Origin of the sequence: Halomonas sp. HK25 (genome assembly GCF_047795635.1) — a bacterium.
In the GTDB taxonomy this organism is placed as follows: domain Bacteria; phylum Pseudomonadota; class Gammaproteobacteria; order Pseudomonadales; family Halomonadaceae; genus Halomonas.
In genome coordinates, this window is record NZ_CP181044.1 from 2,333,485 (window position 1) to 2,353,834 (window position 20,350).

At 68.3% G+C, this 20,350-nt stretch carries 20 protein-coding genes and 1 pseudogene; 8 read left to right on the forward strand and 13 right to left on the reverse strand.

The features are described 5' to 3' along the window. Positions 1-17 precede the first annotated feature (17 nt). Complete coding sequence (gene nagZ / locus ACM26W_RS11225; RefSeq protein ID WP_416137084.1) at positions 18-1,028, reverse strand: beta-N-acetylhexosaminidase; 1,011 nt, start codon at positions 1,026-1,028, stop codon at positions 18-20. 95 nt (positions 1,029-1,123) lie between these two features. Beyond that, complete coding sequence (locus tag ACM26W_RS11230) at positions 1,124-1,786, reverse strand: TetR/AcrR family transcriptional regulator (RefSeq protein ID WP_416137085.1); 663 nt, start codon at positions 1,784-1,786, stop codon at positions 1,124-1,126. Between the two features lie 240 nt (positions 1,787-2,026). On the opposite strand from ACM26W_RS11230, the gene lexA reads away from it, so the two are divergent. The 5 genes from lexA to ACM26W_RS11255 all read left to right on the forward strand — a co-directional run bounded on the left by lexA (position 2,027) and on the right by ACM26W_RS11255 (position 5,669). Continuing rightward, positions 2,027-2,677, forward strand: a complete 651-nt coding sequence (gene lexA, locus ACM26W_RS11235; RefSeq protein ID WP_416137086.1) for a transcriptional repressor LexA — start codon at positions 2,027-2,029, stop codon at positions 2,675-2,677. 25 nt (positions 2,678-2,702) lie between these two features. Further along, entirely contained in the window at positions 2,703-3,752 is a 1,050-nt protein-coding gene (gene dinB, locus ACM26W_RS11240) for a DNA polymerase IV (protein ID WP_416137087.1), read from the forward strand. A 426-nt stretch (positions 3,753-4,178) separates the two neighbouring features. After that, the gene (locus ACM26W_RS11245; RefSeq protein ID WP_416137088.1) at positions 4,179-4,613 is read left to right on the forward strand and encodes an REP-associated tyrosine transposase; all 435 of its coding nucleotides are present in this window, start codon (positions 4,179-4,181) and stop codon (positions 4,611-4,613) included. A 526-nt stretch (positions 4,614-5,139) separates the two neighbouring features. Next, complete coding sequence (locus ACM26W_RS11250) at positions 5,140-5,397, forward strand: type II toxin-antitoxin system RelB/DinJ family antitoxin (RefSeq protein WP_416137089.1); 258 nt, start codon at positions 5,140-5,142, stop codon at positions 5,395-5,397. After that, complete coding sequence (locus ACM26W_RS11255; protein ID WP_416137090.1) at positions 5,397-5,669, forward strand: type II toxin-antitoxin system YafQ family toxin; 273 nt, start codon at positions 5,397-5,399, stop codon at positions 5,667-5,669. The genes ACM26W_RS11250 and ACM26W_RS11255 overlap by 1 nt, the downstream gene beginning before the upstream one ends. Positions 5,670-5,760: 91 nt before the next feature. Here ACM26W_RS11255 and ACM26W_RS11260 read toward each other — a convergent pair whose 3' ends face one another. Together ACM26W_RS11260 and purU are read right to left on the reverse strand one after the other, a co-directional pair. Then, complete coding sequence (locus tag ACM26W_RS11260) at positions 5,761-6,432, reverse strand: energy-coupling factor ABC transporter permease (RefSeq protein WP_416137091.1); 672 nt, start codon at positions 6,430-6,432, stop codon at positions 5,761-5,763. A gap of 33 nt (positions 6,433-6,465) precedes the next feature. Further along, a complete protein-coding gene (purU, locus tag ACM26W_RS11265; protein ID WP_416137092.1) occupies positions 6,466-7,320 on the reverse strand; it encodes a formyltetrahydrofolate deformylase in 855 nt (284 codons plus the stop codon). Positions 7,321-7,797: 477 nt separating this feature from the next. Here purU and ACM26W_RS11270 point away from each other — a divergent pair, with 477 nt between their 5' ends. Further along, positions 7,798-9,420: a ribonuclease J gene (locus tag ACM26W_RS11270; protein ID WP_416140867.1), complete on the forward strand. Its 1,623-nt coding sequence runs from the start codon at positions 7,798-7,800 to the stop codon at positions 9,418-9,420. Between the two features lie 409 nt (positions 9,421-9,829). Here the strand turns inward: ACM26W_RS11270 and ACM26W_RS11275 are convergent, their stop codons facing one another. The 7 genes and pseudogenes from ACM26W_RS11275 to mobA form a co-directional block, all read right to left on the reverse strand. Next, the gene (locus ACM26W_RS11275; RefSeq protein WP_416137093.1) at positions 9,830-10,120 is read right to left on the reverse strand and encodes a hypothetical protein; all 291 of its coding nucleotides are present in this window, start codon (positions 10,118-10,120) and stop codon (positions 9,830-9,832) included. A 175-nt stretch (positions 10,121-10,295) separates the two neighbouring features. Next, complete coding sequence (gene moaA, locus ACM26W_RS11280; protein ID WP_416140868.1) at positions 10,296-11,288, reverse strand: GTP 3',8-cyclase MoaA; 993 nt, start codon at positions 11,286-11,288, stop codon at positions 10,296-10,298. Between the two features lie 36 nt (positions 11,289-11,324). Beyond that, positions 11,325-11,819, reverse strand: a complete 495-nt coding sequence (gene moaE / locus ACM26W_RS11285; RefSeq protein WP_416137094.1) for a molybdopterin synthase catalytic subunit MoaE — start codon at positions 11,817-11,819, stop codon at positions 11,325-11,327. 4 nt (positions 11,820-11,823) lie between these two features. After that, positions 11,824-12,678, reverse strand: a complete 855-nt coding sequence (gene moaC / locus ACM26W_RS11290) for a cyclic pyranopterin monophosphate synthase MoaC (protein ID WP_416137095.1) — start codon at positions 12,676-12,678, stop codon at positions 11,824-11,826. A 10-nt stretch (positions 12,679-12,688) separates the two neighbouring features. After that, on the reverse strand, positions 12,689-13,981 hold the full coding sequence (glp, locus tag ACM26W_RS11295) for a gephyrin-like molybdotransferase Glp (RefSeq protein ID WP_416137096.1): 1,293 nt from the start codon (positions 13,979-13,981) through the stop codon (positions 12,689-12,691). Beyond that, entirely contained in the window at positions 13,978-14,601 is a 624-nt protein-coding gene (mobB, locus tag ACM26W_RS11300; RefSeq protein ID WP_416140869.1) for a molybdopterin-guanine dinucleotide biosynthesis protein B, read from the reverse strand. The genes glp and mobB overlap by 4 nt, the downstream gene beginning before the upstream one ends. A gap of 21 nt (positions 14,602-14,622) precedes the next feature. After that, positions 14,623-15,204: pseudogene (gene mobA, locus ACM26W_RS11305) on the reverse strand (molybdenum cofactor guanylyltransferase MobA); the annotation flags it as partial. A 177-nt stretch (positions 15,205-15,381) separates the two neighbouring features. On the opposite strand from mobA, the gene ACM26W_RS11310 reads away from it, so the two are divergent. Continuing rightward, positions 15,382-15,981, forward strand: coding sequence for a cupin domain-containing protein (locus tag ACM26W_RS11310; RefSeq protein ID WP_416137097.1), 600 nt, complete (start codon positions 15,382-15,384; stop codon positions 15,979-15,981). On the opposite strand, the gene ACM26W_RS11315 is transcribed toward ACM26W_RS11310, so the two are convergent. Both ACM26W_RS11315 and ACM26W_RS11320 read right to left on the reverse strand, forming a co-directional pair. Then, positions 15,972-17,264 (reverse strand): MATE family efflux transporter, encoded by a 1,293-nt coding sequence (locus tag ACM26W_RS11315; RefSeq protein WP_416140870.1) that lies wholly within the window; start codon positions 17,262-17,264, stop codon positions 15,972-15,974. The two genes, ACM26W_RS11310 and ACM26W_RS11315, sit on opposite strands and share 10 nt — an antisense overlap. 140 nt (positions 17,265-17,404) lie before the next feature. Continuing rightward, positions 17,405-19,225, reverse strand: a complete 1,821-nt coding sequence (locus ACM26W_RS11320) for a putative bifunctional diguanylate cyclase/phosphodiesterase (RefSeq protein ID WP_416137098.1) — start codon at positions 19,223-19,225, stop codon at positions 17,405-17,407. Between the two features lie 282 nt (positions 19,226-19,507). Between ACM26W_RS11320 and ACM26W_RS11325 the strand changes: the two genes are divergently transcribed. Beyond that, complete coding sequence (locus ACM26W_RS11325) at positions 19,508-20,302, forward strand: 2OG-Fe dioxygenase family protein (protein WP_416137099.1); 795 nt, start codon at positions 19,508-19,510, stop codon at positions 20,300-20,302. The last annotated feature ends 48 nt before the right edge of the window (positions 20,303-20,350 follow it).

Sequence of the window (20,350 nt, forward strand, 5' to 3'; positions counted from 1 at the left end):
GGGCATCCCGTCGGGAATCAGGCCAGGGCCTCGAGGTGGGCATGGACGCGGCGCCAGCGCGAGAGCGCGGCGAGGCTGGCGAGCTGCGGGCGGGCACGGGCGTAGCGCAGCCGGGCAAGGCGCCTGGCGCCGGGGCGTTTACGGCAGGCATCGAGCACTTCCAGGGCGGCGGCGCGGTCATTGCAGACCAGCAGCATGTCGCAGCCGGCGTTGAGGGCCGCCAGGGCGCGCTCGGTGGGGCTGCCGGCGGAAGCGGCGCCGGCCATGCTCAGGTCGTCGGAGAAGATTACGCCCTTGAAACCGAGGCTCTGGCGCAGCAGGCCGAGCCAGGCGGGCGAGAAGCCGGCGGGGCGCGGGTCGAAGGCGGAGTAGATGACATGGGCGGGCATGATGCCGTCAAGGCGGCCGGCCAGGCGGGTGAAGGGCACCAGGTCGCGCCGGCGCAGGGCCTCCAGCGGGCGCGGGTCCACCGGCAGCTCATGGTGGGAGTCCGCCGCCACGCCGCCGTGGCCGGGGAAGTGCTTGCCCACGGCGACCATGCCGGCCTCGTGCAGGCCGTCGACGAAGGCGCCGGCCAGGGCGGCGACGATCTCGGGGTCATCGGAGAGGCTGCGGTCGCCGATCACCGTGGAGGTGCCGTCGTCGACGTCGAGCACCGGGGCGAAGCTGAGGTCGAGGCCGCAGGCGGCCATCTCCATGCCCAGCAGCCAGCCGGCGTCCTGGCAGAGCCGCCGGGTGACCTCGGGCTGGCCGGCGAAGCCCGTCGCCAACCGCGCCATGGCCGGCAGCCGGGTGACGCCCTGGCGCAGGCGCTGCACCCGGCCGCCCTCCTGGTCGATGGCCAGCAGCAGCTCCGGGCGCACGGCGCGTATCGCCAGGCTCAGTTCGCGCACCTGATCCGCCGATTCAGTGTTGCGGGCGAAGAGGATCACCCCGCCCACCTCGGGCCGCGCCAGCAGGCGGCGCTCCTCCGCGGTGAGAGTGGTACCTTCCAGATCAAGCATCACCGGACCGAGGGACGGGGGCATGGGCGATTCCTTGGTTTTTTGCAAACAGAGATTCGTCGCAGACTGGCGTGAAAGGGGCAAGATTCTAGGGCAAAGCGAGCGCCGGTGACAGCCGCTCAGGCCTCCGCGGCCTGCGGAACCGGGGCCGGCAGCGGGGCCTGCATGGCCGAGACCACCACCGGGCGCAGGCGCCGGATCAGGTCGCGCACCGTGACATGCTCTCCATAATCCTTCTCGGCGATATCGCGCAGGGCGTCAAGGCCGGAAAGCGTGAAGATCACAGTGCCGAGCATGAAGTGCAGGCGCCAGAAGCGTTCGGCATCGGGCAGTTCGGGGGTGGCCTGGCGCACCAGCTCGGTGAATCGGGTGAAGACGCTGCCGTACTCCTCCTGAATATAGCGGCGCAGATGACCCTGTGCCTGGCTATAGGCGAGCCCCAGCAGGCGCATGAAGACCTTGAGGCTGTTGCGCTCGGCGGGCACCTCCAGCACGCTGCGGGCCATGGTCTCGAGCAATTCCTCGAGGGGGATGACCTCCTCGCCGTAGTGGGCCTGGAGCTCGTCCAGGGCGCGATGGAAGCGCTCGGTGAAGGGGTCGAGGTAGCGGGCGAACACCGCCTGGATCAGCGACTTCTTGGAGCCGAAGTGGTAGTTCACCGCGGCCAGGTTGACCCTGGCCTTGCTGGTGATGGTGCGCAACGAGGTCTCGGCGAAGCCGCGCTCGGCGAACAGCACCTCGGCCGTGTCGAGGATGCGGGTAACGGTGTCGGTCTGGGCCATCTGGAAAGTCCCGATAAGAGTCCCGGTCATGAACAGTTGTTTAAAACGTCGCTGAATTGTAAGCCAGTGGTAGCCTCTGGCTCAATCCCCTGAAAGCCTGAGTGTTTTAAACGGCGCCATTCGCGGGGCGGCGCCCGGCTGACCCATGGAGCCACCACACTCTCCATTACTGGATGGAACAACATGCTGTATACTTGTTCACTAACGTAACCAGTCGCCGCTTTCCGCTTCGGAGGTCGCATGACACGCCCGCTTACCCAGCGCCAGCAGAACGTCTATGACTTCATCGTCAAGACCCTCCAGGACCTTGGCTATCCGCCCACCCGGGCCGAGATCGCCCGCGCCCTGGGCTTCCGCTCGCCCAACGCCGCCGAGGAGCACCTGCGCGCCCTCGAGAAGAAGGGCGCCATCCGCATGATCGCCGGCACCTCCCGCGGCATCCGCTTGCCCGCCCAGGAGCAGGAGGCCCCCGCCGAGGGCGAGGCCCTGCACCAGGGGCTGCCGATCATCGGCGAGGTGGCCGCGGGCAGCCCGATACTCGCCGCCGAGCATATCGACCGCTACTGCCCGCTGCCCCCGGAGTACTTCACCCCCCGGGCCGACTACCTGCTCAGGGTGCGCGGCCTCTCCATGAAGGATGTCGGCATCCTGGAGGGCGACCTGCTCGCCGTGCACCGCACCGAACGGGTGCGCGACGGCCAGATCGTGGTGGCGCGCCTGGAGGACGAGGTGACGGTGAAGCGCTTCCAGCGCAGCGGCCACGTGGTCACCCTGAGCGCCGAGAATCCGGAGTTCGCCCCCATCGAGGTGGACCTGCGCCATCAGGCGCTGGAGATCGAGGGCATCGGCGTAGGCGTGATCCGCGGCGGCAGCGGCCAAGCGCTGGGCTAAGCCCTGGAATAGGCCCCGCTCGACGATGCGAAAGATCCTCCACGCCGACTGCGACTGCTTCTTTGCGGCGGTGGAGATGCGCGACAACCCGGCGCTTGCCGAGGTGCCGCTGGCCATCGGCGGCAGTCCCGAGGGGCGCGGGGTGATCGCCACCTGCAACTACCCCGCCCGGGCCTTCGGCATCCATTCGGCGATGCCCACGGCCCGGGCGCTGCGCCTCTGCCCTCAGCTCATCCTGCTGCCCGGCAGCTTCGACAAGTACCGCGAGGTCTCGCAGCAGATCCAGGCGATCTTCCATGAGCTCACCCCCCTGGTGGAACCCCTCTCCCTGGACGAAGCCTTCCTCGACGTCAGCGAGGTGGAGCGCTTTTCCGGCAGCGCCACCTGGATGGCCCGCTGGCTGAAGGAGGAGTGCCTGGCGCGCACCGGCATCACCCTCTCCGTGGGGGTGGCGCCCAACAAGTTCCTGGCCAAGATCGCCAGCGACTGGGAGAAGCCCGACGGCCTGACGGTGATCACGCCCGAGCGCATGGAGACCTTCCTGCAGGCGCTGCCGGTGAAGAAGCTTCACGGGGTGGGCCCCGCCACCGGGGCGCGCCTGGACGCCATGGGCATCACCACCTGCGCGGCGCTTCGCGAGGTGCCACTGGAGCGGCTGCTGGAGGCCTTCGGCAAGTTCGGCCAGCGGCTGTTCGAGCTGGCCCGGGGCATCGATGAGCGCCCGGTGCGCCTGGAGCGCGAGCGCAAGTCGGTCAGCGTGGAGACCACCTTCGGCCGGGACCTGCCGGACCTGGCCAGTTGCCGCGAGGCCCTGGCCCCGCTCTGCGAGCGCCTGGAAGAGCGCCTGGCCCGCCACGGCCAGCCGCCCCTGGCCGGCCTGGTGGTGAAGGTGCGCTTCGACGACTTCAGCCTGACCACCCTGGAGAGCCGCGGCCTCGCCCCCTCCCCCGACAGCTTCGCCCGCCTGCTGGAACAGGCCTGGGAACGCCGCCGCCGCCCGGTGCGCCTGCTCGGCGTCGGCGCCCGGCTGCTGCCGGAGGCCGAACGGCGCCAGCTGGCGCTACCGATCGGGTGAGGCGGTGGACGGATCCTTCTGGTGGGAGCCACGCTCTGCGGGCGGTCCGACGTCTCGGCGAAAGGACTGAGGCCACAACGGTCAACCGTGACACCGCTGGGCGCCTGCGGCGCCATTCGCCGGGCGGAGCCCAGCTCCCACCAGTAGCCCCGAGCCTGGGAGGTTATCCAGTTACCACCGAGGCTGCTCCTTCTGGTGGGTATCCAGCTGCCACTGGCGCTGTTGCTTCTGGTGGGAGCCACGCTCTGCGGGGCGAAGGCGGAGACCACAACATTGGCTGCCGGGCACAGTCCAGCGCCTACAAGCATCCTGAGCATTGATAGGCCTGGTAAGGAAAAGTCTGACAAAGCCTCTGGCAATCCGCTTACAGCCCGGCCATGCCCGCTGACCTAACCTTCAGGAAGTGAGAAGGCCAGGGACTGACACATGGAGCGCTATCACACCCACTGCTTGCGGCGCGGTCGCATCTCCCTCGCCGGCCACTGCTACCTGGTTACCATCGTGACAGCGTCCCGCAAGCCATGGTTTGGCGAGTTCACGAATGCCAGGCACGCGTGCCGAAGTTTCTACACCGACTCTGTTCTCACGCACGGCGACACCCTGGCTTTTGTCGTAATGCCCGACCACGTTCACTGGCTGCTGCAGGTCGAGGGCAGGCTCTCCGAAGCGGTGCGGATCTACAAGGCGCGGGTGTCACTGGCGCTGGGGGTGAAGCCCTGGCAGCGTGGGTTCCACGATCATGGCCTGCGACGAGAGGAGGATCTGCGAGCAGTAGCGCGCTATATCGTTGCCAACCCGCTGAGAGCCGGGCTCGCGGACAATGTCCTCGACTATCCCTACTGGAATGCTGCGTGGTTGTAGCCGCCTACACATCGGCCGGAAACACCGCTGGGCGCCTGCGGCGCCATTCGCCGGGCGGAGCCCAGCTCCCACCAGTAGCCTCCAGCCTTAGCGGTATGGCCATTCGCCGAGCGGAGCCCAGCTCCCACCAGTAGCCTCCAGCCTTAGCGGTATGGCCATTCGCCGGGCGGAGCCCAGCTCCCACCAGTAGCCTCCAGCCTTAGCGGTATGGCCATTCGCCGGGTGGAGCCGATCTCCCACCAGTGATCTCCAATCTTGGAGACCATCCAGTTACCACCGAGGCTGTTCCTTCTGGTGGGAGCCACGCTCTGCGGGCGGTCCGACGTCTCGGCGAAAAGGCTGAGGCCACAACGGCCGCCAGTAACACCGCGGTGCGCCTGCTCGGCGTCGGCGCCCGGCTGCTGCCGGAGGCCGAACGGCGACAGCTCTCGCTACCGATCGGGTGAGGCGGTGGAACTTGACAGAAGAAATGCTGACAAACCACCATGTAGCCACAATGTGGCTACCAACTCAGGAGCTGGATCATATGAGTGCCGATACAGTGGTTCGCGCCCGCATCGATAGCGAAACGAAGAAACGGGCCTCGGCTGCTTTGGAAGAAATGGGGCTGTCGGTATCCGACGCTATTCGTCTACTGATGATGCGCATAGCGGAGGAAAAGCGGCTCCCGTTTGAAGTTCAGGTGCCGAAAACCTCGACCCTCGAGGCCATGGATCAGCTGGAATCAGGGAAAGGCAAACGTTTCGACGATGCCGATGAGCTGTTTCAGGACCTGAAGATCTGATGCTTACCCCTGTCCGCTCCAGTCAATTCAAACGTGACGTGAAGCGCCTGCAGAAACGCGGCAAGGACATGGGAAAGCTGAAGGCACTACTCATCCTGCTGCTCGAGCAGGCCCCATTGCCGGAGCCCTATCAGGATCATCCTCTCAGAGGAGACTGGAAGGGCTTTCGCGATGCTCACCTCGAACCGAACTGGCTGTTGCTATACCGAATCGTTGGTGACGAGCTTCAATTAGCCCGCACTGGAAGCCATTCCGATCTATTTCGGGAGTGAGGGCATTCAAGGCCCTGACTGCTACCGGGGAGAGCCGATCTCCCACCAGCACCCCCAGGCCTCAACTAAACCGCTGAACTATGGCTGCGACCTACTTGGTATCGATATAGCGGTGGTGGTTGAAGGTGGCGACCCAGCCGGGGTGGTAGACGAGCAGGATGGCCATGAGCATGCCGGTGATGAAGGCCTCCGAGGGCATCAGCAGCGGCAGGAAGCGGGCGTATTCCATGGCCTGGTAGAGGGCGTGGGCGTCGCTGGCGCCGAGCGCCATCAGCCCCACCGCCGCGAGCCCCGCGGCTAAGGTGGCGAGCGCGGCGCCGAAGAAGCCGCAGACGAACAGGAAGACCATCAGGTTATCCGGCAGGCGGCGGTCCACCAGCCGCCAGATCAGCACCGTGACCAGCGCGGGGATGATGCCGGTGACCAGCAGGTTGACGCCGAGCAGCGGCCAGTCCACCCGGCCGGTGGCCACCGCCACGAGGTTGACGATCAGGATCGAGGCGAGCGCCAGCGGGGCCTTGAAGACCAGGGTGAGCAGCGCGGTGAACATCAGGTGCAGGGAGAGCCAGTCCACCACCTGGGCGCGCAGCTGCCACATCAGCAGCACCGCCACGGTGGCGGCGAGCCAGCGGTGCTGCAGCGCGGTGTCATCGAGCAGCGCCCGCCAGGGCCGCTGGGCCAGCGCCAGGGCGTAGAGCGCCAGCGACACCAGGCCGCAGAGCACCAGCAGCCAGGGGGCGAGCACCGCTTGGGAAAATGACATGAAGCGCCTCTCGTCGACTCGTGGCTCGCCCGGTCAGGCGAAGACCACCGTCTTGTTGCCGTGGATCAGCACGCGATCCTCCAGGTGCCAGCGCAGCCCGCGGGCCAGCACCGCCTTCTCGACGTCGCGGCCGAAGCGCACCAGGTCGCCGGGGGTGTGGCAGTGGCTGACGCGGTGGATGTCCTGCTCGATGATGGGGCCGGCGTCGAGCTCTTCGGTGACGTAGTGGCAGGTGGCACCGATCAGCTTCACGCCGCGATCAAAGGCCTGGTGGTAGGGTTTGGCCCCGGCGAACGAGGGCAGGAAGCTGTGGTGAATATTGATCACTTGTCCGGCGTAGCGTTCGCAGATCGACGGCGGCAGAATCTGCATGTAGCGCGCCAGCACCAGGCAGTCGGCGTGGACCTCATCCACCAGGCGGACGACCTCGTCGAAGGCGGCCTGCCTGTGGTCGGGGCGCACCGGCACGTGGTGGTAGGCAATGCCGTGCCACTCGACCAGGCCGCGCATGGCCTCGTGGTTGGAGATCACCGCGGCGATATCGCAGTCAAGCTCGCCGGCGGTCCAGCGGTAGAGCAGGTCCACCAGGCAGTGGGACTCCTTCGAGACCATCAGCACCACCCGGGGGCGGTTGCGGGTGTCGGTCAGCGACCAGGTCATGTCGAGCTCCTCGGCGATGGGCGCGAAGGCCTCGCGCAGCGTCTCGGGGGGCATGCCGATGGAGTCGGCCAGGATCTCGTAGCGCATGAAGAAGCGGCCGGTCTCCAGGTCGGAGTGCTGGCTGGCCTCGGTGATGGAGCCACCGTGGCCGGCGATGAATCCGGAGACCCGGGAGACAATGCCCACGCAATCGGGGCAGGAGACCACCAGGCGATAGTAGTGTGACATGGCGTGCCTCTGGTTTGGCGTTGGGGGCTTGGCTTAGGGGCTAGGGCTGGAATCAGGGTGCGACAGTGTAGCGAAAACAGCAGATTCCGGCATCAAGCTACTTAGTTCGGTGCTGATCCGGGTACGGCTCCCCTCGGGGGCGCTGTGAATACATCCCTGTACGCTACCGATGCCATCCCTGGCATAGGACCCCCTCGGAGAGCCATCCCCGGCGCACCTGACGCCGCGGCATGTTTCCCGGCGCCCTCTCGCGACTGCTTCAGCCCTGCCCTGCGATGACCCGTCACCGGATCAGCCCCGAATAATGGCGATCCCCCTGTCCCTGCCCGTCGTTGTGGCTGCCCAGGGCCTTCCCGTATAGTGAAAGAACACTTTCCGAGCCTAGCGCCCCCGATGCCACAGCCCAGAGTTCAGATTCGCCCCCGCCGCCGCCCTCCCCTGCATTTCCTGCCGCTGGGTGGCTGCGGTGAGATCGGCATGAACCTGAGCCTCTATGGTTTTGGAGAGAGGGGTTTTGGAGAGAGCAACACCGACGACTGGATCGCGGTGGACTGCGGGATGATGATCCGCCAGGACCTCCCCGACAGCCCGCTGCAGGTGCCCAACCTGGACACCCTGACCACCCTGGGCATCCGCCCCCGGGCGCTGATCATCACCCACGGCCACGAGGACCATCTCGGCGCCGCGGCCTGGTTGTGGCCGAAGTGGGGCTGCCCCATCTGGGCCACCCCGCTGGCGGCCGGCCTGCTGCGCGCCAAGTTCATCGAGCGCGGCCTGGCCACCGACGCCATCCGGGTCATCGAGCCCGGCGAGGCGCTGGAGACCGGCCCCTTCACCCTGCGCTTCCTGCCGGTGACCCACTCTATCCCCGAGAGCTGCGCGCTGCTGCTGGCCGCCGGCGAGCACCGCGTGCTGCACACCGGTGACTGGAAGCTGGACCCCGAGCCGCTGATCGGCAAGCCCATGTCGGCGGCCACCTTCCGCGCCATCGCCCCGGTGGACCTGGTGGTGGGCGACTCCACCAACGCCCCGATGCCGGGGCACTCGCGCAGCGAGGGCGAGGTGGCCCAGGCGCTGGAACACACCATCGCCCGCTGCGAGGGGCGCGTGATCGTCTCCTGCTTCGCCAGCAACCTGGCGCGGGTGCTGGCCATCGGCCGCGCCGCCCAGCGCAATGGCCGCCGGGTGAGCCTGATGGGCCGCTCCATGGAGCGCATGGTGGCGGTGGCCCGCGGCCTGGGCTATCTGGACGACTTCCCGCCCCTGGTGCCCACCTCGGACCTGGGCTACCTGCCCCCCAGCGAGGTACTGGTGATTGCCACCGGCAGCCAGGGCGAGCCCCGGGCGGCGCTGAACCGACTGGCCCGCGGCCGCCACCACGCCATGGAGCTGGGCGCGGGGGACAGCGCGATCTTCTCGGCCAAGGCGATTCCCGGCAACGAGCTGATGATCGAGCGGCTCAAGAACGGCCTCAAGCGGCTGAGCGTGACGCTGCTCGACGAGTTCAGCCACCCGGAGCTGCACGCCTCCGGCCACCCCGCCCGGGAGGAGCTGCGCACCTTCTATGGCTGGGTGACGCCGCGCCACCTGCTGCCGGTGCACGGTGAGCCGCGCCATCAGAAGGCCCACCGCGAGTTGGCGGAGTCGCTGGGCATCCAGGCGCCGCTGGCGCCCCTCAACGGCGACCTGATCCGCCTGGACGCCGATGGGCTGACGCGGGTGGCCCGCCACCCGCAGCCGCCCTGCATCGTCAGCCAGAACGCGGTGGCGCCGCTGCCCGGGCTGGCCGGCGAGAGCCAGGGCCCGCGCCACGGCAGCCTCTACCTGGCGCTGTCGGTCACCGCCACCGGCGAGGGCGGCTGGACGCGAATCGGACGGCTGATGCTGGACGCGAGCCAGGCCAGCCCGATCGACGAGGAGGCCTTCACCGACTGGCTGGACGAGGCGCTGGAGTCGCTCGCGGGGGATACCCTGGCCGAGCTGCGCCTGGCGCTGCAGCCGCGGCTGGTGGGCTGGTTCGCCGACCACCTGCGGCGTCTGCCGGAGATCCACCTGCAGATCCTGGCCGTGGAGGCTCCCTCCACCAGCGAGATGGGATGAGAGCCGGGACAGTGAGAGCCAGGACAGTGAGAGCCAGGACAAGTGTTCAATAAGAAAAGCCGCTCGATAAGCGGCTTTTTTTTGGTTTGGTGGCAGCTTCCGGGAGGCCTGCGGCCTCCATTCGCCCCGCAAGCGTGGCTCCCACCAGTAGGAACAGGCCTCAAAGGCAACCTGTTACCACCAAGGCTTAAATTTACAGGTGGGAGATGGGCTCCGCCCGGCGAATGGCGCCGAAGGCGCCTGGCGGTGTTAGTGGTTCCTCCCGGGAGACCTGCGGCCTCCATTCGCCCCGCAAAGCTGAGCTCCCACCAGTAGGGTCCAGCCTCGGTGGTCAGATGAACCATCGACCTTCTCTGGGCACAGCTGAGCTACTACCAGAAGGAACAGGCCTCGGTGCCAAGGGAATGATTCAGGCCTTGGTGCCATTCTTCGGCGGGCGGCCGCGCTTGCGACGCGGCGGTTCGAGCACCAGGTCATCGACCGAGAGACCCGCCTCGCTGATGGCCTCGAGAATCTCGGAGCGCTTGCGCTCCTTCTGCAGCTCCTCATCCTGGCGCTGACGCTCTTCATCCTTCTTCTGCTCGATCACCTCGTCGATCACCTCGGAGAGCTTGTGCAACTGCTCCATGCTGAGCTGACGTGCGGCGGCGCGAGCGACATTCTTGTTGCGAGCGATACGCTCCAAGGATTCGCTGGACATGGGTCCCCTCCTGAACCGAAATAAACGAGATAGGTAAAACGTCTGCGCAAGGGAAAAGTATATGCATCATGGGCGGATTGGCAAGAAAAGCCGCTCAACTTTCCAAAAGAAAAGCGGGTAATTAACCCCCGCCTCGGTCGGTGAGCGCACGGCAAAAGTGCAGGGAAAGAAGCGCTCAGCCGCCGGTCATGTTCATGAAGCGCACCACCTGGACGTCGCCGTCGGTGGTGAAGTGGTGGCGTTCGGGCTTGAGGGGCATGGCCGCGACGATGGCCCGCTTGAGGGCGTCGATGTTACCCGGGTGGGCGCGCAGCACGCGGCGCAGATCCACCGAGTGTTCGTTGCCGAGGCAGAGCAGCAGACGCCCCTCCACGGTGACGCGAACCCGGTTGCAGGTGGCGCAGAAGTTGTGGCTGTGGGGGGAGATGAAACCCACCCGGATCTCGCTGTCGGCCATGCGAAAATAGCGCGAGGGGCCGAGGGTGCTCTCGGTGGTGGGGGTCAGCGGGTAGCGAGTCTCGATCAGCGCCTGGACCTCGTCGCTGGAGCAGTAGGTCTCGTCGCGACGATGGTCGGAGACATCCCCCAGGGGCATCTCCTCGATAAAGCTGATATCGAGCCCTTCGCGGCGGGCGAACTCGACCAGGTCGATCACCTCGTCGTCGTTGCGCCCCTTGAGGATCACCGCGTTGAGCTTGGTGCGCTCGAAGCCGGCCTCGCGGGCGGCACGAATGCCGTCGATGACGCGGGCGAGATCACCGGTGCGGGTCAGCTGGCGAAAGCGCTCGGGGTCGAGGGAGTCCAGGCTGATGTTGAGCCGCGTCAGGCCCGCCTCGCGCAGCCGCCGGGCAACTTTCGGCAGGGTCGCCCCGTTGGTGGTCATGGCGAAGTCCTTGAGCCCCGGCAAGCTGCCGATCTGCTCCACCAGCTGGTCGATATCGCGCCGAACGAGGGGCTCGCCGCCGGTGAGGCGCACCTTCTCCACCCCCAATTCGACGAAGGCGCGGGCCACCAGGGCGAGCTCCTCCAGGGTCAGCACCTGGGCGCGAGGCAGGAAGGTCATCTCCTCGCTCATGCAGTAGACACAGCGAAAATCGCAGCGGTCGGTCACCGAGATGCGCACATAGCGCACTCGCCTGCCGAAGTCGTCAATCAGTGCCTGGGGCAGTGTTGTCATTGTCGTCCCTCGTGCTTGTGGCGCGAATCAGGCCTTCCAGCGGCTCGCATCCTCATGGTCGGAGTGGCGCTCCGAGACCCAGTAGTCGCCTTCGCTGGCGTGCTCCTTCTTCCAGAAGGGGGCACGGGTCTTGAGGTAGTCCATGATGAAGTCGCAGGCCTCGAAGGCTTCCCGTCGATGGGCGCTGGCCACCGCTACCAACACGATAGGGTCTCCGGGGGCCAGGCGTCCAATGCGGTGGATCACACGCACGCCGTCCAGGGCCCAACGGCCCTGGGCCTCATCGACGATGGCCGCCAGCGCCGACTCGGTCATGCCGGGATAGTGCTCCAGGGTCAGGGCGGTGACCTCCGGGCGTTCGTTGAAGTCGCGCACCAGGCCGGTGAAGCAGACCACCGCACCGATATCGGTGCGCCCGGCCAGCAGCGCGCGCTGCTCGTCGCCCGCATCGAAGGGGGCCTCCTGAACGCGAACGCAGGCGTCATGACGCCCAGGCGCGTGACGCTTCGGCTGGTCAATCATCGGCTCAGCCTCCGGTGACGGGGGGGAAGAAGGCCACCTCGTCGTCATCGGTGATCGGGGTGCTGTCGCCCGCCATGACCTGGTTCACCGCGCACAGCACGCGCCCCTCGTCGAGGCCCGCGAAGCGGGGATCCAGGGCCTTCAAGGCCGCCTTGAGGCCGGCGACATCGGTCCGCCCCAGGTCGGAGAGCGGCACGGAAATATCGCCGACGCCGAGCCGTTCGCGCAGCTCCGCCAGGCACTTGACGCGGATGCAGGGCGAGGCGATATCGCAGCGGCTACCCACGGCTACCTGGCCGCCGTGCCCCTGGCCGGTGACGATGGGGCCCTCGGCGGCGCTGACCACGGCCTCGCCGAGGGGCTGTTCGACGGGCTCTCCAACATGCTCTGCGCGGTAATAGTCGCCGCTCTTTCCGCCGGTCTTGGCCTCCAGGCGAATGGCGTCGATCACCATGCCCTTGTCCACCGCCTTGCACATGTCGTAGAGGGTCAGGCAGGCCACCGAGACGGCGGTGAGGGCCTCCATTTCCACGCCGGTGCGGCCGTTGAGCCGGCAGGTGGCGGTGACCTCCACGCAGCGCTCGGCCTCGTTGAGGGTAAAGTCGATGGCCACCTTCGACAGCGCCAGGGCATGGCAGAGCGGGATCAGCTCGTGGGTGCGCTTGGCGGCCTGGATGCCGGCGATGCGCGCGGTGGCCAGCACGTCGCCCTTGGGCAGGCCGCCCTCAGCGAGCAGCGCCAGGGTCTCGGGCCGCATGGTGATGCGCCCGGAGGCGCTGGCCTCCCGGCGGCTCTCCGGCTTGTCGGCGACGTCCACCATATGGGCTTCGCCGCGGGCGTTGAGATGGGTCAGTGACATGGTCAGTGCCTCACGGATAACGGAACAGGGGTTGGATGGTCACCGCCTCGCCGGCGGCCACGGCCGCCCGCTCGTCGGCGATCTCGATCAGGCAGTTGGCCTGGACCATGGAGGAGAGGATGCCGGAGCCCTGGGCGCCGGTGCCGGCGACCCGCAGCCGCCCGTCGGCATCGCTGCGGTAGACACCGCGCAGATAGTCGACGCGCCCGACGCGGCTCTTCAACGCGTGCTCGGCCACGGCGACCAGCCGCGGCGGCGCCACTACCGCCCTGCCCTGCAGCCGGGCCAGCAGCGGGGCGGCGAACTGCAGGAAGGTGACCATGGCCGCCACCGGGTTGCCGGGCAGGCCCAGGAAGGGCACGCCGCGGGGGCCCAGACGCCCGCAGGCCAGCGGGCGGCCGGGGCGAATGGCGATCTTCCAGAAGCCCAGTTCGCCCTGCGCCGCCAGGGCCGCTCGGGTGTGGTCGGCGTCGCCCACCGAGACACCGCCGCTGGTGATCACCAGGTCCGCCTCGGCGGCGGCCCGGCCCAGGGCGGCGGCGATGGCGTCGCGGGTATCGGGCAGGATGCCCAGGTCGAGGACCTCGCCGCCGTGCTCGGCGGCCAGCGCCATCAGGCTGTAGCGATTGGCATCATGGATGCCCGCCTCGGGTAGCGGCTGGCCCGGCGCGGTGACCTCGTCGCCGGTGGAGAAGAGCGCCACCCGCGGGCGGCGCTGGACCGCCACCTCGGCGCGGCCCAGCGAGGCCAGCAGGCCCAGCTCCGCAGCGCCGAGCCGGGTGCCGGCGGCCAGTGCCAGGGCGCCGCGGGCGATGTCCTCGCCGGCCCGACGCACATTCTGGCCGCGTCTGACCCGCTCGGGCTGATCGACGATGGTCCAGCGGGCGCCGTCGGCGCCCTCCTCGTCCGCCAGCTGCTCGCGCATGATCACGGTATCGGCGCCGGGGGGCAGGGGCGCGCCGGTGGTGATCCCGGCACACTCGCCGGGGGCCAGCGGGCCCGTGGGCGCCTGGCCGGCGTGGATCTCGACGACCCGGCGCAAGCGCGCCGATGCCGGGCTTTTTTCCCCGCTCGCTTCCCCGCCCTCGTCGGGCCAGGCCACGGCGATGCCATCCATGGCGGCATTGGTGCACTGGGGCACATCGATGGGCGAGACGGCGTCCTCGGCCAGCACCCGGCCGTGGGCCAGGGCCAGGGGCACGATCTCGGCGGGCAGCGGGCCCGCGACCAGCGCGAGCACCGCCGCCCGGGCCTCCTCCACGGCCAGCATGCGCTCGCCCAGTTCGAAGCAGGAGAGGGTCATGGCGCGGGCACCCGCTCGGCGGTCGGGCGCGGGGCGCGCTCGCCTGGCCAGCGCGCCGGCCAGGCGGCGATCCAGTCGGCCAGCGCGGTGAGGTCGTTGAGGTCCAGCGCCTCGACGCCGGGCGGCAGCGCCAGGGGCTCGTCACAGGCCACCGCCCTCACCCAGGGGTCCTCGGCCACCCGCAGCGGCTTGCCCAGGGCCGGGCGGTGCAGCTCGAGCTTGGGCAGCGGCCAGGCCTTGAAGCCCTCCACCAGCACCAGGTCGGGCTTCTGGCTGGCCACCAGCGCCACCAGCGCGGCCAGGTCGGGCTCCTGCTGGCCGGGGGTCTCCATCATCATCGCCAGCCGCTCACGGGAGGCCACCAGCATGGGGGCGGCGCCGGCCTGGCGCAGCCGATGGCTGTCCTTGCCGGGCTGGTCGACGTCGAAGGTGTGATGGGCGTGCTTGATCACCGCCACGCGCAGGCCGCGCTCGGCCAAGCGCGGCAGCAGCGCCTCCAGCAGGGTGGTCTTGCCGGTACCGCTCCACGCCGCGATGCCCAGCAGCGGCAGCGAGGCCTCCAGCGTCAGCGCTGCCTGGCCGACGTTATCTCTAAGACGGGGGTCACGGGACGCGCTCATGGGTCGGGGCTCATGCATCGGGCTCAGCGCCGCTTCCAGGCGCTGCCTGTCGTCCTCGGTATTGAGATTGGCGAAGGCCGCCGGGCAGTCGGAGAAGTCGACCCGGCACCAGACATGGCGAGCATACCAGCGGTCGATCTTGCGCTCGCCGTCCGCCAGCGCCGCGGCGAGGTCATCGGCCAGGGCGGTGCGGATCAGCGCCACCACCGGGTGCAGGCGCTCGCCGTCGCAGGCCACGGCGATATCGGCATCGCCCAGGCCGGCCACCAGGCGCGCCACCAGGTCCTCGGGCAGCGCGGGGGTGTCACAGGGCACCACCACCAGCCAGGGCGTGGCGGCGGCGCGCAGGCCGCTGTAGATGCCCATCAGCGGCCCCTGGTAGCCGCCCTCGGCGTCCAGGATGACGCGATCGGCCAGGGGGGCGTAGTGCGCCTGACTGCGGTTGGCATTGATCAGCACCTCGGCGACCCGCCCGGCCAGGCGCTCGCGCACATGGGCCACCAGGGGGCGGCCATGAAAGGCCACCAGCCCCTTGTCCACGCCGCCCATGCGGCGGCCCTGGCCGCCGGCCAGGATCAGGCCGGTGAGTTCGTGTTGCGTCATCTTGGCCCCTCCTGTGGTCTGTCCCCATGATGCCTGAGCCGGCCGTGGGGTGCTACGCTGCGCCGCCGCGCAAGTCCTTGTCGTGACACGGGTCAAAGTGGCCTTACCCGCAGCCGCGGGAGCCGATATCCTGTGTGCAGTTTTCTTGACAGTCGTTTTCTTGACAGGAGCCACCTTTTGACCAATTCCACCGCGACCGCCGGGTTCAACGTCGGCGGCCGACTGCGCCAGCTGCGCCTCGCCCGCGGCCTCTCCCAGCGAGAGCTGGCCCGCCGCGCCGGCGTGACCAACAGCACCATCTCGCTGATCGAACAGAACAGCGTCAGCCCCTCGGTGAGCTCGCTGAAGAAGATCCTCGATGCCCTGCCGGTGTCGATCAGCACCTTCTTCGCCGGCGACGAGCCGAGCGTGCCGCGGGCCTTCTACCGTGCCGAGGAGCTCACCGAGATCGGCGATGGGCGGCTCTCCTTCCGGCTGGTGGCGGCGCGCCAGGCGGAGCGCAGCATGTCGATCATCCACGAGCGCTACCCCCCCGGGGCGGATACCGGGGAGGAGATGCTCGAGCACGACGGGGAGGAAGGCGGCGTGGTGGTGGCCGGCGAGATCGAGATCACGGTGAGCGGCGAGGTCGCCGTGCTCGGGGCCGGCGACGCCTACTACTTCGATTCACGCCTGCCCCACCGCTTCCGCAACCCGGGCGAGCAGGAGTGCGTGATCGTCAGCGCCAACACCCCGCCCACCTTCTCCGACGGCGGGCGCGAGCTGCATCACGCCTGAGCGGCGCCTGCGGCATTGCGCCTTGGGCTTGCCAGGATGCGGCGCAGCACCCGCCAGGCGGCCAGCCCGGCCAGCAGGTTGCCCACCGCGGCCCCCGTGGCGAGTCCCGGCAGGCCGCCCAGAGTGGCGCCCAGCCACAGGCAGGGCAGGTAGAAGATAAACAGCCGCGCGGCGGACATCAGCATGGCGCGCAGCGGCCAGCCCAGGGCGTTGCCGGCCGAGACCACGACCATGCAGACGCCCAGCGCCGCGTAGCTGGGCAGCAGGAAGCGGATCAGCATCGCCAGGTCGTCGCGCACCTCGGGGTTGCCGGAGAGCGCCAGCGCCACCCAGGGGGCCCCCAGCGCCATGACCAGGCCGAGCCCCAGCTGCCACACCACGATCACCCTGAGGGCGAGACGCAGCAGCCGGTGGATCTGGGCCCAGTCGCCGGCACCGTAGCAGCGCCCCAGCCAGGGCGGCAGCGACATGGTCATGGCCAGTACCACCATCAGCGAGAGGGTCTCCAGGCGGCTGGCCAGGCCCCAGGCCGCCACCGCGGCCTCGCCGAGCCCCGCCACCGCCGTGATCGCCAGCATGGCGGCCAGCGGCGGCATCAGCTGGCTGACCATGGCCGGCCCGGCGATGCCGGCGAAGGGACGCGCCGAGTCGCGCACCTCCTGGCCCAGCCCCTCGCGGCACAGCCAGTCGGTGCGGCCGAGGCTCTTGCCCAGCACCACCAGGCCCACCCCGAAGGCGGCCACGGTGGCCCAGGCCGCTCCCGGCAGGCCTAGCCCCTCCCAGGGGCCGATGCCGAAGATCAGCAGCGGGTCCAGCACCAGGTTGACCAGGCTGGTGATCACCATCAGGGTGCCCGGCAGCCGGGTATTGCCGTGGGCGCGGCACAGGCTGTAGCCGAAGTAGAGCGCCGCCCCCAGCCAGGACGCCAGCAGCTGCGGCGCCCAGTAGCCGCGGATCAGTTCGCGGGTGGTCGCATCGGCCCCCAGGCTGGCAAACACCGGCGCCTGGATCGCCCACAGCAGCAGCGCCAGCGCCGCGATAGTCCCGGTGCCGATCAGCAGCACCAGGCTGCCCAGCCGCCGGGCCCGGGCCTCCTGCCCGGCCCCCAGGGCCCGGGAGATCAGCGCGGCGATGGCGATGCCGAGCCCCACCTGGATGCCGATGATCAGAAAGGAGAGCGGAAAGGTGAACGATTGGGCGGCCAGCGGCGCGGTGCCCAGGCGGGCGATAAAGGCGCTGTCCACCAGCTGGAAGCCGAGCAGCGCCAGCACGCCGATGGCCATGGGCCAGGTCTGGCGCCACAGGGTAACGCCGAGGGCGTCGGAGGAACGGGGTTGCGTCACTGGAGATCCTGAGCCGAAAGGGGGCGCCATAGTCTACGGAAAGTTGTGTGCAAAAGGGGGACGCAGCAGCGGGGTGACGCTCAGCTCGAGAGCTCGGCGCTGCCCGGCACCATACCGGCCAGCAGGCGCTCGATTTCCGCCGCCGCCATGGGGCGGAAGAAGTAGAAGCCCTGGACCAGGTCGCAGCGCATCTCGCGGACCAGCTCGAGCTGCTCGCGATTCTCCACGCCCTCGGCCACCACCTCGAGCCCCAGTCGGTGACCGATGAACACCGTGGCTTCCATGATCGCACGGTCCTCGGGCCGGTTCGGGGCATCACGCACGAAGGTGCGGTCGATCTTCAAGGCCGTCACGGGAAAAAGCTTGAGGTAGCTCAGCGACGAGTACCCGGTGCCGAAGTCGTCGATGGCGATGCGAAAGCCGCGATGGTGGAGGCGGCGCAGCCCCGCCAGGATGCCGTCGTCGGCCTCGATCAGGACGTTTTCGGTGAGCTCGATACCGATGTCCCTTGGCCCCAGGCCGTGGCGTTCCACACAGGCCTCGAAGTGCTCGAACACGCCCGGTCGCTTGATCTGGCGGCCGGAGAAGTTGATGTCGATGCGCTCCAGTCCCAGGCCGGCATCCCGCCAACGGGCGCGCTGGCGACACGCTTCTTCCAGCACCCAGTCGCCGATGCGGTGGATCAGGTCCGACCGCTCGGCCAGCGGGATGAACTCGGCCGGCGAGACCGGCGGCCCCTCGGCCGGGATCCAGCGCAGCAGGGCCTCGAGGTTCTCTACCTGGCCGCCGATGGCCGACACCTGGGGCTGGTAGTGCAGCACGAGCTCTCCCGCCTCCAGCGCCCGCTCCAGGCGATCGGACAGGCGATGCTGGTGGAGCACCTCGTCGTGGAGCTGCTGATTGAAATAGACCACCTGCCCCTGCCCGGCAAGCTTGGCTCGGTTCTTGGCGACATCGGCGTTGCGAATCAACTCGCCGGCCGTCTCACCGTTGCCGGGGAAGATGGCAATACCGAGGCAGGCGCTCAGCGTGCAGCGGCGCTCCAGGAGGAGGAAAGGTGCCCGCATGACCTCCTCCACCTTGCGCACCAGGCGTGGGATGTCGTCGGGATCATGGATGCCCGGGAAGGCGATGACGAACTCGTCGCCGGAAGCGCGGGACACGATATCGGTGGCGCGACGGTCCCGATTCAACCGGTTGGCCAGCTCCACCAGCAGCAAGTCCCCCTGTTCGTACCCCAGCGCATCGTTGATCTCCACGAAGTGGTCGATATCGAGATAGACCAGCACCAGGGAGCCGGCCTGGCGACGGCACTCCGCCAGCGCCAGGTCCAGCTGCTCCTCGAAGCTGTGCCGGTTCAGCAGATGGGTCAGGCGATCGAAGCGGGTCGCGAAGTCCAGCTCCCTGTGCGCTCGTTTCTGGTCGGAAAGGTCGACATCCACGCAGAACATCAGCGGGTCGGCGGTGTGCTCATTGAGCATCACATGATGGGAAAAGACCGGCACCAGCTCCCCGCTGCTGTGCCGCAGTTCTATCTCCTCGGCGGGAATCTCCCTCCCCTGCTCCATCCAGTCGCGATGGGCCTGGATGACCCCCTCGCGCATCGGCGCCGGGATGATCAGGTCCTCCAGCAGGCAGCCCTGAGCCTCGCCCGGCGTATAGCCATACAGGCGCGTGCTGGCGTCGTTCCAGTAGATCACCCGGCGATTCCGATCGTAACCCTGAACGGCCACCTTCGGCAGGCTCTCCAGCAGGGCGCGGAAGCGCTGCTCGCTTTCCAGATACTGCCGGCGCACGCGCTCGGCTTCGCCGCCCGCCGCGCTGCCGGCGGGCAGTCGATCGAGCAGCTGCTGGCACTGCTGCCTCAGCCAGCGCAGTAAGCGGGAGTCTCGGACACTCATTCTGTCTCTCGCCGTTGGGGGTCGTCACGGGCGCTGAGTGCGCCTCTCGAGGAGTCTTTTGCCCTTCATCCTACACGGCTTTGTCGTTTATCTCCTACGACCCCCCTCCTCTGGGCGACTAGACGCCTCATGCGAATTCACCACCTAAACTTGCAACTTAACCGCAAAATAATGAAACAAGAACGCATTATTTAGTTGCACAAGTTTGCAGTGTTACGTCGTTGAGCGGCCACCCGGCCGGCAACCCCCGGGCAATTCCGCCCATCCCAAGGAGAAAGACCCATGAAACTCGATACCCTCAAGCATGGCTACGACCGGACCTCCATGCCCGTCAACCCGTTGACCGAGTACTGGACGCCCGATGTCCACCGCGAGCTGGAGCAACGCGACTGGAGCCTGACCGACATCCGCCAGCGAATCGACCTGGACGCCTGGCAGACCTTCCTGGCGGACCTGCCGAGAGACCCCTACGTCAGCCGTCGCTGGAAACGCATGTCCTGGCTGTGCCTCGACGACCAGGGCGGCATGCAGGTGATGGGGGAGTGCCCCATGGCGCAGGGCGGCGCCTTCAACGATGCACAGAGCATGGCCGACCGGCTGCGCTACTACGAGCCGCTGAGCGACGAGTTCCTGTCACGGCCCGACGTCAGGGCCTTCGTGAGTGCCTGGGCTCGGCTGTGGGGAATCGCCCCGCGCGAGCCGATCCTGATGCAGATCACCGGTGTGCGCGGCGAGGGCCAGGTGGACCCGCTGCAGGGCCAGGGGATTCACGCCGACGGCTGCAAGGCGCTGAGCATCCTGGTGATGAACCGAGAGAACGTCGCCGGCGCCGAGAACCATCTCTATGCCGACAAGGCCGGTACCCGGCCGCTGACCGACGTCTCCCTGGACCCGGGCGACATCCTGCATCTGCGCGACGACCGCCTCTTCCATAGCGTCGACGGCATCAGCCAGCGGGACAGCAACGTCCCCTTCGAGCGCTTCATCATCATCATCAACAGCCGGTTCGTCGACGAGTTCCAGAACCGCATGCTGCGTCGTCACTTCCCCGACGCGGTGCTCAACGAGACTCGCTGAGCGCAGGGCACTGCCCCGCCACCGCGAGCCATCAACCTGGCATAGAAA

Coding starts and splice junctions, on each gene's coding strand:
- nagZ (WP_416137084.1), bottom strand. CDS start 1,028: ATGCCCCCGTCCCTCGGTCCGGTGATGCTTGATCTGGAAGGTACCACT.
- ACM26W_RS11230 (WP_416137085.1), bottom strand. CDS start 1,786: ATGGCCCAGACCGACACCGTTACCCGCATCCTCGACACGGCCGAGGTG.
- lexA (WP_416137086.1), top strand. CDS start 2,027: ATGACACGCCCGCTTACCCAGCGCCAGCAGAACGTCTATGACTTCATC.
- dinB (WP_416137087.1), top strand. CDS start 2,703: ATGCGAAAGATCCTCCACGCCGACTGCGACTGCTTCTTTGCGGCGGTG.
- ACM26W_RS11245 (WP_416137088.1), top strand. CDS start 4,179: ATGGAGCGCTATCACACCCACTGCTTGCGGCGCGGTCGCATCTCCCTC.
- ACM26W_RS11250 (WP_416137089.1), top strand. CDS start 5,140: ATGAGTGCCGATACAGTGGTTCGCGCCCGCATCGATAGCGAAACGAAG.
- ACM26W_RS11255 (WP_416137090.1), top strand. CDS start 5,397: ATGCTTACCCCTGTCCGCTCCAGTCAATTCAAACGTGACGTGAAGCGC.
- ACM26W_RS11260 (WP_416137091.1), bottom strand. CDS start 6,432: ATGTCATTTTCCCAAGCGGTGCTCGCCCCCTGGCTGCTGGTGCTCTGC.
- purU (WP_416137092.1), bottom strand. CDS start 7,320: ATGTCACACTACTATCGCCTGGTGGTCTCCTGCCCCGATTGCGTGGGC.
- ACM26W_RS11270 (WP_416140867.1), top strand. CDS start 7,798: ATGAACCTGAGCCTCTATGGTTTTGGAGAGAGGGGTTTTGGAGAGAGC.
- ACM26W_RS11275 (WP_416137093.1), bottom strand. CDS start 10,120: ATGTCCAGCGAATCCTTGGAGCGTATCGCTCGCAACAAGAATGTCGCT.
- moaE (WP_416137094.1), bottom strand. CDS start 11,819: ATGATTGACCAGCCGAAGCGTCACGCGCCTGGGCGTCATGACGCCTGC.
- moaC (WP_416137095.1), bottom strand. CDS start 12,678: ATGTCACTGACCCATCTCAACGCCCGCGGCGAAGCCCATATGGTGGAC.
- glp (WP_416137096.1), bottom strand. CDS start 13,981: ATGACCCTCTCCTGCTTCGAACTGGGCGAGCGCATGCTGGCCGTGGAG.
- mobB (WP_416140869.1), bottom strand. CDS start 14,601: ATGAGCGCGTCCCGTGACCCCCGTCTTAGAGATAACGTCGGCCAGGCA.
- ACM26W_RS11315 (WP_416140870.1), bottom strand. CDS start 17,264: ATGGCCATCGGCGTGCTGGCGCTGCTCGGCTTCCAGCTGGTGGACAGC.
- ACM26W_RS11320 (WP_416137098.1), bottom strand. CDS start 19,225: ATGAGTGTCCGAGACTCCCGCTTACTGCGCTGGCTGAGGCAGCAGTGC.
- ACM26W_RS11325 (WP_416137099.1), top strand. CDS start 19,508: ATGAAACTCGATACCCTCAAGCATGGCTACGACCGGACCTCCATGCCC.